At 62.3% G+C, this 8,787-nt stretch carries 8 protein-coding genes; 1 reads left to right on the top strand and 7 read right to left on the bottom strand.

The genetic code is table 11. The annotated features are described in order from the left end of the window. Positions 1-11: 11 nt before the first annotated feature. Positions 12-608 (top strand): general stress protein, encoded by a 597-nt coding sequence (locus EOD15_RS22395; RefSeq protein WP_127320398.1) that lies wholly within the window; start codon positions 12-14, stop codon positions 606-608. A 279-nt stretch (positions 609-887) separates the two neighbouring features. Here EOD15_RS22395 and EOD15_RS22390 read toward each other — a convergent pair whose 3' ends face one another. From EOD15_RS22390 to EOD15_RS22360, 7 genes are all read right to left on the bottom strand, one after another. After that, positions 888-2,660 carry an SLC13 family permease gene (locus tag EOD15_RS22390; RefSeq protein ID WP_127320397.1) on the bottom strand — a complete coding sequence of 591 codons (1,773 nt, stop codon included), beginning with the start codon at positions 2,658-2,660 and terminating at the stop codon, positions 888-890. 314 nt (positions 2,661-2,974) lie between these two features. After that, on the bottom strand, positions 2,975-4,051 hold the full coding sequence (locus tag EOD15_RS22385) for an ABC transporter ATP-binding protein (RefSeq protein ID WP_127320396.1): 1,077 nt from the start codon (positions 4,049-4,051) through the stop codon (positions 2,975-2,977). Continuing rightward, positions 4,048-4,848, bottom strand: a complete 801-nt coding sequence (locus EOD15_RS22380) for an ABC transporter permease (RefSeq protein ID WP_127320395.1) — start codon at positions 4,846-4,848, stop codon at positions 4,048-4,050. Before EOD15_RS22380 ends, EOD15_RS22385 begins: the two co-directional genes overlap by 4 nt. Before the next feature lies 1 nt (position 4,849). Then, the gene (locus EOD15_RS22375) at positions 4,850-5,710 is read right to left on the bottom strand and encodes an ABC transporter permease (protein ID WP_127320394.1); all 861 of its coding nucleotides are present in this window, start codon (positions 5,708-5,710) and stop codon (positions 4,850-4,852) included. Positions 5,711-5,769: 59 nt separating this feature from the next. Beyond that, positions 5,770-6,774 carry an ABC transporter substrate-binding protein gene (locus EOD15_RS22370; RefSeq protein ID WP_127320393.1) on the bottom strand — a complete coding sequence of 335 codons (1,005 nt, stop codon included), beginning with the start codon at positions 6,772-6,774 and terminating at the stop codon, positions 5,770-5,772. Positions 6,775-6,833: 59 nt separating this feature from the next. Continuing rightward, the gene (locus tag EOD15_RS22365; RefSeq protein WP_127408829.1) at positions 6,834-8,303 is read right to left on the bottom strand and encodes an aldehyde dehydrogenase; all 1,470 of its coding nucleotides are present in this window, start codon (positions 8,301-8,303) and stop codon (positions 6,834-6,836) included. A 10-nt stretch (positions 8,304-8,313) separates the two neighbouring features. After that, on the bottom strand, positions 8,314-8,787 hold a 474-nt coding region (locus EOD15_RS22360; RefSeq protein WP_127408828.1), incomplete at its 5' end, for an LLM class flavin-dependent oxidoreductase.

Raw genomic sequence — 8,787 nt, 5'->3', positions numbered from 1 at the left:
GGACAAATCAGATGAAAACCGTAACAGGACTCTTCGACAATTACGATCAAGCAAGAGACGCTGTGGGTGAGCTTGAAGCCACCGGCGTTCCGCACGACGATATTAGCATCGTGGCGAGCAATTCGAGCGGCCGGCTTACGGGCGAAGCGTCGGAGGCTGGCGAGGATGCGGCGGCGGGGGCTGGTGTCGGCGCCGTTATCGGCGGGGCCGGCGGCTTGCTCACCGGCCTCGGCCTGATGGCCATACCCGGTGTCGGCCCCGTGGTTGCCGCGGGCTGGCTGGCAGCGACTGCGGTCGGCGCTGTCGGCGGTGCCGTGGTCGGTGGCGCAGCTGGTGGCATCATCGGCGCGATGACAGAGTCCGGTGTGCCAGAAAACGACGCACATGTTTATGCCGAAGGCGTTCGGCGTGGGGGAACAATGGTCATAGCCAGGGTCGAAGACGACCTAGTCCCCGACGCGGAAGAGATACTGAAGCAATATAATTCCGTCGACATCGCCCGCCGTCGAAACGAATACGAAGCAGGCGGTTGGACCGGCTTCGATCCAACGGCTGATGTCTATACAGGTGATGACCTGGAGGGGGGCAGAGGGCGTCGCAACGTGTGAGATGAAATGACTGGGCGGCTAACAGCCGCCCTCGTCCGCCCTGCGCGATGTGCAACGCTCGTATCTCAGGTTAGCGGCAAGATAGAATGTCGTTGTGACGGCTTGCAGTTCACCATGGCCCTGCCGCTGCGCAAAACACGCCTTGTGCCCTTCGCCCCGATAAACGGCTGGAACAAAGTGTCTATCGCCGCGGAGCGGGACGAGAGGGCCACCGTTGGCGACACCAACCGGAATGTAGTGTCATGTGGGATTTTCAAGGAGGGCACCCGAATATCGATGTCAGTCCACTGGCCAAACGATCATAAGCATCGGCACGGCAACAATGACTACGAGAAAAGATAGGGGCAGTCCCAGACGGGGATAGTCGCTGAAGCGGTAGCCACCCGGCCCCATGACAAGCGTGTTGCACTGATGTCCGATCGGGGTGAGAAAGTCACAGCCGGCGCCAATGGCGACAGCCATCAAAAATGCTTCCGGCCGGTAGCCCAGATCACTAGCAAATTCGGCGGCGATAGGCGCCATGACAAGGACGGTGGCGGCATTGTTGAGGAATGGCGTAACGGCCATGGCGGCGACAAGGATGAGCATCAGTGCGCCGGACGCCGGGAGGAGTGTTCCCAGCCTAGCAAGCTCGCCGGCAACTACTCCCGTCGCCCCTGTACTGCGTAGCGAATCGCTTACTGGAATGAGAACGGCCAGCATCACGAGGATAGGCCCATCGAGCGATTGGTAGACGTCGCGGAGCGGAATGACCTTGAAAAGCACAACCGCGACAGCGGCCGCGAAGAAAGCGACGGAGACTGGCAGCAGCCCAAACGCCGTCGCCACCATGGCGAGAGCAAGGATTACTACCGGCACGATACCCTTGCGGACGCTACCAAGAAGGATTGCCCTTTCTGCCAGTGGTAAGCAGCCGAGTTCACGAAGTATCTCAGGCATCCTGGCTGCAATGCCCCGCAAAACGACAACGTCCCCGAGCCTCAGCTCGACTTCGGCCAGCCTGCGGTCGAGGCGCTCCCCGCGACGGCTGACAGCCAGGAGGTTGACATTGAAGCGATCGTAAAGGGCAAGGCGCTGGGCGGTCCAGCCGATCAAAGAGGAGCTTTCACCGATTACGGCTTCGATAGCGACCATTTCGTTGGTGGTGTCGTCACCACCAACCCTATCCCCGGTCACGCTGAGCCTGCCCTGGGAGACAAGGCGATCCAGCGCTTCTGGGTCGCCCTCGAGCAACAGGATGTCATTCACCTTGAGGATCGCGTCGGGCAGTGGCGTCATCCGCATCGTGCGATTGCGCAGAATCGACGTCACGATTGCATCGCCGCCGGCGAGCTTCATGAGGTCTGCGACGGTTTTCCCGAGCACCGTGGAGTCGGCGACAATTCGAGCCTCCGTAAGGTAGTTCTTGATGTCGAGGGCTTCGTTCAGTGATCCGCCAAGCTTTTCGCGCACCGGCAACAACCAATAGAAAAACAGAAGGAAGATCGTTCCGGCAGCGGCTATGGCAGCTCCAACAGGTGTGAAGTCGAACATTGTGAAGGCGGTTCCGGTCAGTTCCTCTCGTACTCGGGACACAACGATGTTGGGAGATGTTCCCACCTGCGTCATGAGACCGCCGAGCAGTGACCCGAACGCCATAGGCATCAGAAATATCGAGGGTGAAATGTTAGACCGGCGCGCGAACTGGAAGGCGATCGGAATCATGATAGCGAGCGCCCCGATATTCTTTACAAAGGCAGAGAGGATCGTGACCACGATCACCAGCAGCGCCAGTTGCGACCGAACTCCCGATAATTTCGGAGCAAAGCGCTTGATGGCGGCCTCCATGATACCCGAGCGCGATATCCCTGCGCTCACCAGCAGAGCGCTGCCAACAATAACCACGATATCGTCGCTGAACCCGCTGAAGGCTTCGTCAAGAGGCACAATGCCAACCGCGAGAGCAAGCAACAGTGCCGCGGCCGCGACCAGATCATAACGATAGCGACCCCACACGAACGCTGCCATCATCACGAAGGTTACGGCAAATGACAAAATTTGCTGCGTCGTCATGTCTTCGAATGCCCCAGCCGCCAATTCGACTCATCAGAACGGCCAAACCGCCCCTTTTGTTGCTTCGCTGATTGCGGCTTTGCCAGCACGATCCTGAACGCCATCGGGCGATGGCCACTGTCCCACGGCTTCCAGCGCAGTCGCCTGCGATCGTCAGCTTTCAGGCGATGGCAAAACCGACCTTACGACCATGAGGCGCAAAGCAGTCCGGCGGCGTTGGGTCAGGAGCGGATCGGCAGCGTTCAGACACGGATTTTAAGAAGCGGTTCTTCGGGCCTTCACAGACATCGACGTGACCTGACCAATCCGGCCCTTCAGGCCGGAAACAAGAAGGCCGATCCGGGATCAAAAAAGATTCGCTTGCCTGATGTTGTGGCGCTGTCTGCTCCCTCCGCGTCAGAGGCTGGCCTGACATCAATTTCGTCGCCGGCGGCCGTGCGCGCCATGACGCGCCGGCGGTCGCCAAAGAACGCCGTGTCGATGATCTCGACGGCGAGCGCCGCGCTCGTGGCTCCAGGCGCGAGGCGGAAGGCTTCCGGGCGCACCATCAGCCGGACCCTCTGACCCTGGCCGAACGATGTTGTCGTTTTGATACCGGTCACGATTGAGCCGTCGGCCAGGCGGATCGTGGATGCGCCACGCGCGGTTTGCAAATGCTCAGCCGGCAGAAAATTCGAGTTGCCGATGAAGCCCGCAACAAATTCGCTCGCCGGCCGGAGGTAAAGATCCTCGCCGGTGCCGATCTGTTCGATGCGGCCTTCCCTGAACAGCGCGATCCGATCGGATAGGTGCAGCGCCTCCTCCTGGTCGTGGGTGACATAGAGGATGGTGACGCCTGTCTCCCGGTGGATGCGGCGGATCTCGGCCTGGATTTCCTGGCGCAGCTTCTTATCAAGCGCCGATAGCGGCTCGTCCATCAAAAGGATCGGCGGGTCGTAGGCGAGCGCGCGGGCAAGCGCCACGCGCTGCTGCTGGCCGCCAGACAGCGCGCCCGGATGGCGGTCGGCGAAGTTTTCGAGACGCACCAGCGCCAGCATGTCGGCAACCTTGCGCTTGATCTCAGCATCGGGCCGGCGGCGCACGCGCAGCGGAAACGCGATATTCTCGGCGACGCTCAGATGCGGAAACAGCGTGTAGCGCTGGAACACCATGCCGATATTGCGCTTGTGCGACGGCACCGAAAGCAGCGACATGTCCTCCAAAAGCACATCGCCTGAGCTCGGATCCTGGAAACCGGCAATGGCGTAGAGCGTCGTCGACTTGCCGGAGCCGGACGGGCCGAGGAATGTCAGGAATTCACCTTTGGGCACATCGATGGTCACGTCGTGGACGGCGACGAAGGCGCCGAACGTCTTTCTTAGCGCGCGTATGGACAGGAAGGACCGGGTCATCTGGACAATTTTCTGCGAAGGAGTGCGGTCACAATCATCAGGCAAAACGTCAGGCCAACGAGCAGGCTGGAGGCGGCGGCGACCACCGGGCTGAGGTCTGCGCGCAGGCTGCCCCAGATCTTAACCGGCAAGGTCTGCAAGGTCGGACTTGCCATGAAAATCGCCACCACGACCTCATCCCACGAGGCCAGGAACGAGAAGATCGCCGCCGAGAAGATGCCGATCCTGATCGACGGCAAGGTGATCCTCAGCCGCGCCTGAAACGGACTTGCGCCGCAGACGATGGCTGCATCCTCGATGGATTTATCGAAACCTTCGAGCGCAGCGGTGATCGGGATGATGGCGAAGGGAAGCGCCAGGATGGTGTGGGCGATGACGAAGCCGACCGTGGTGCCGGCGAGGCCGATGCGCAGGAAGAAAGCGTAGATGGCGATGGCGAAAACGACGACCGGCAGCACCATCGGCGTCAACAGCAATCCGCGCAGGACCTGGCGTCCGCGGAACTCACCCCTGACCAGGCTGAAGGCAGCGAACAGGCCGATGATGACGGCCAGCATAGCGGCCATGGCGGCAATTCGGGCACTGGTCAGCGCGGCATCGATCCAGGTCGGGTCGCCCAGCAATTGCTGATACCATCTCAGCGTCCAGCCGGGTGGCGGAAAGGCCAGCCAGCGCGACGAACCGAACGACAGGAGCACGATGAAGACCACCGGCAGCAGCAGGAATGCCGCGACGGCCGCCGTGAAGCCGACAAGCGCCACCCGCAGCCATCCGAGCCGTTCATAGTCGAGCAGCATGTCAGATCCCTCCCCCGGCGCGCCTGGCACCAACCAGGCGAAGCTGGATCGCGTAGAGCGCCATGGTGACGACAAGCAGGACGAAGGCGGCCGCACTGCCGAGCCCCCAGTTGAGTAGCGACTGCACCGTCTGGGCGATCATCTCTGCCAGCATCATGTTCGATGTGCCGCCGAGCAGGGCCGGCGTGACGAAGTAGCCGAGCGACATGACGAAGACCATCAGACCGCCGGCGGCGACGCCCGGAAGAGACAGCGGTAAGAGGATGCGGCGGAAGGCCTCGAACGGGCTTGCGCCGCAAAGGGCGGCGGCGCGCAGCGTCATAGGGTCGATGGCGCGCAAAGTGCCCACCAGCGGCAGGATCATGAAGGGCAGCATGATGTAGACCATGCCAATGGTGACCCCGGCCAGATTGTTGATAAGCGGCAGCGGCTCGTGGATGATGCCGAGCCCCATCAGTGCCCGGTTGATCACCCCCGTACGCTGCAGCAGCACCATCCATGCATAGGTGCGGGTGAGAAGGTTGGTCCACATCGACAGCACGATGATGCCGAAGACGATCGATCCCATGGCCGGCGGCATGATCGCCAGCATCCAGGCAACGGGAAAGGCCACCAGGATGGTGACGGCGGTTACGACCGATGCGACCAGGAAAGTGTTGAGGAACACCCGCACATAGGTGCCGCTGCCGAACAGGGTCGCGTAGTTCTGCAGGCCCGGTTCAGGATCGGTTACGCTGCGCAGCAGCAGGGCCACCACCGGCATGATGAAGAACAGGCCGACCAGCAGCAGAGCCGGCAAGGCGCTGCCGCTGCCGGCCGGCAGGCCGGCGACTGAGCTGCGTCTGAAAGAAATTCCTTGCATCGAGCGGTCCTGTCCCGAAACGGGGCGCGCAAGCCGCGCGCCCGTCACCTGCAACGGCGTTACTTGGTCTGCCAGGCATACCAGCGCGTGGCGATCTCATCTCGATGCTCGGCCCAGTAGTTCATGTCGAGGTTGATCTGTCCCTCAACATGGGCATCGGGGAGTGCTTTGACGGCATCGGCGGGCATCTCAGCCTTGGCCTTGGTATTGATCGGCGCATAGCCGCTTGCCTCGGCGAATTTCGCCTGGCCGGTCGGGCTGGACGCAGCGGCAAGGAACTTCATCGCACTGCCCTTGTTCTTGGCGCCTTTCGGCACGACGAGCACGTCGGCGGCGGTGAGGTTCTGGTTCCAGGAGACTCCGACATCGGTGCCATCCTGCTGAAGGGCAAAGACGCGCCCGTTCCACAGTTGCCCGAAGGCGGCCTCCCCGGAAGCGATCAGCTGCTGTGACTCAGCACCGCCGCCCCACCAGACGATATCGGACTTGATGGTGTCGAGTTTTTTGAAGGCACGGTCGAGGTCAAGCGGATAGAGCTTGTCCGCCGGCACGCCGTCGGCGAGCAGCGCGATCTCGATGACGCCGGGCGCCGACCATTTGTAGAAGGTCCGCTTGCCGGGAAACTTCTTGGTGTCGAACATGTCGGCCCAGCCGGTCGGTTCGCCCGTTACGGCACTCTTGTTCCACGCGAGCACGAAGGAATAATAGAAGCTGCCGACGGCATGCTCATTGCTAAAGCGCGGGTCGAGATCGGCCCTGGGCACCAGGGAATAGTCGATCGGTTCCAGCAGCCCGTCCTTGGCGGCCTTGATGGCGAAGTCCATCTCCACGTCGACGACATCCCAGGTAACGTTGCCGGCATCGACCATGGCCTTGAGCTTGCCGTAGTCGGTTGGTCCGTCTTGCAGGACCTTGATGCCGGAGTTGGCCTCGAAGGGGGCTGCCCAGGATTTCGTCTGCGCCTCTTGCGTGGTGCCACCCCAACTTGTGAAGGCCATTTCATCGGCCTTGCCAGCGGTGGCGGCGAGCAGTCCGGCCAGCAAGCCGGTCAGAAACAATTTCATGATATTCTCCTCTGTTGGTCTGTTCTTGTTTTTCTCAGTGCACCTGCGCCCCACATCCCTCAGCGCATGACGAAGGGATCCGGGATCGGCTCGTCCGACGTCTTGATCCAGACGGATTTCGAGCGCGTGTAATCTCTGATGGCGTCGAGCCCGCCTTCGCGGCCGAGACCCGACAGGCCGTAACCGCCAAACGGAACGAGCGGCGATACGGCGCGATAGGTGTTGACCCAGACAACACCGGCATGGATGTCACGCGCCATGCGATGCGCCTTGCCGAGATTTCTGGTGAACACGCCCGAAGCCAGGCCAAAGGGCGTATCGTTGGCGAGCGCCAGTGCCTGCGCCTCGTTGTCGAAGGCAAGCACGCTGAGCACCGGCCCGAACAATTCCTCGCGCACGCAAGGCAGGTCGCTGCCGCCGGCGTCGATGATAGTCGGCGCGTAGTAGAAGCCGTCGCCGGTTGGCCGCGTTCCACCGGTGACCAGTCTGCCGCCCGCGGCAAGGCTCTCCGCGACCACCTTCTCGATCCAGTCGCGCTGGCGCAGCGTGGCGAGCGGCCCCATTTCTGTGGCCGGATCCTGTGGGTCGCCGATGCGGATCGCTTCGGCCTTGCGCCTCAGCCGGACGAGGAACTCATCTTTTACCGAACGCTCGATCAGCAACCGTGACCCGGCGACGCAGCTCTGGCCGGTCGCGGCGAAAATGCCGGCGACAACCGCATTGGCGGCGCTGTCGAGGTCGGCGTCGGCAAAGACGACGATCGGGCTTTTGCCGCCGAGCTCCAGCGTCGTGTAGGCAAGGTTCTCCGCCGTATTCCTGACAATGGCGCGCGCCGTCGAGGGGCCGCCGGTGAAGGCGACGCGCGAGACCAGTTTGTGGCTGGTCAGGCGCTGGCCGCACTCATGGCCGAAGCCGGTGAGGATGTTGACGACGCCGGAGGGAAAGCCGGCTTCCTCCACGAGTTCGGCAAAAGCGAGCAGCGGCGCCGGACCATCCTCGGAGGCCTTGAGCACGATTGTGCAGCCCGCGGCCAGCGCCGGGCCGAGCTTGACGGCCGAAAGGAACAGCTGCGAATTCCACGGCACGACGGCGGCAACGACGCCGATCGGCTCGCGACGAATGGTGACGTCGAGATCCGGCTTGTCGATCGGCACATGCGCGCCTTCGTGCTTGTCGGCGAGCCCGCCATAATAGCGGTAGTAGTCGCCGACATAGGCGATCTGGGCGCGCGTTTCGCGGATGATCTTGCCGGTGTCGCGTGTCTCGAGTTGGGCAAGGCGCGCGGCATTGGCGGCGACGAGGTCACCGAGCTTGACAAGCAGCTTTCCACGCTCTGTCGCTGTCATCCTTCGCCATGGGTCTGAGCGCAATGCGCGGTGCGCCGCCTCGACGGCGCGGTCGACATCGGCTTCGCTCGCCACCGGCATCCTGGCCCAGGCCGCGCCGGTCGACGGGTCGACGCTGTCGAACCTGGCTGATGGCTCGTCGAAGCGGCCGTCGATGAAGTTCCTGAAAACAGCGTCGGTCATGGGCTCGCGATCAGAGGAAGGCCGGCATTACCCGGTCGATGAACAGTTTCAGCGATTTCGTTTTGCGCTCATGCGAAAGCCCGCTGTCGATCCAGATCGAATACTGGTCGTAGCCGAGCGCCTCATAAGCCTTCAGTCGAGCGAGGACTTCGTCGGCTTCGCCGATCACCAGATTCTGCCTGATCCTGTCCGGCGCGTATTGCGGCATGGCCGCGATCTCGTCCTCCGTCAGCGGTTCCAATATGCCTTGGTGCACCGGCTTCTTGTTTTGGAACCAGGCGCCGAACTGGCAGTAAAAGGCCGACAGGTCCTGGGTGAGGCGATCGGCATCGGCTGCGTCCTCGGCGACGAAGGTGTGCATCAAAAGCATGATCTCCGGCCGTTCGATCTCGGGATGCGCGGCGCAGGCTCCGTTGAAGCGCTGCATCAGGCTCGCCACCTCGTCGTCGCCAGAAGCCAGCGGCGTCACCTGCACCTTGCATCC

It is taken from the genome of Mesorhizobium sp. M7A.T.Ca.US.000.02.2.1 (genome assembly GCF_003996995.1).
Taxonomy (GTDB): Bacteria; Pseudomonadota; Alphaproteobacteria; order Rhizobiales; family Rhizobiaceae; genus Mesorhizobium.
The sequence above is the reverse complement of the archived record's forward strand: the minus strand, read 5'-3'. Positions and strand labels throughout refer to the sequence as shown.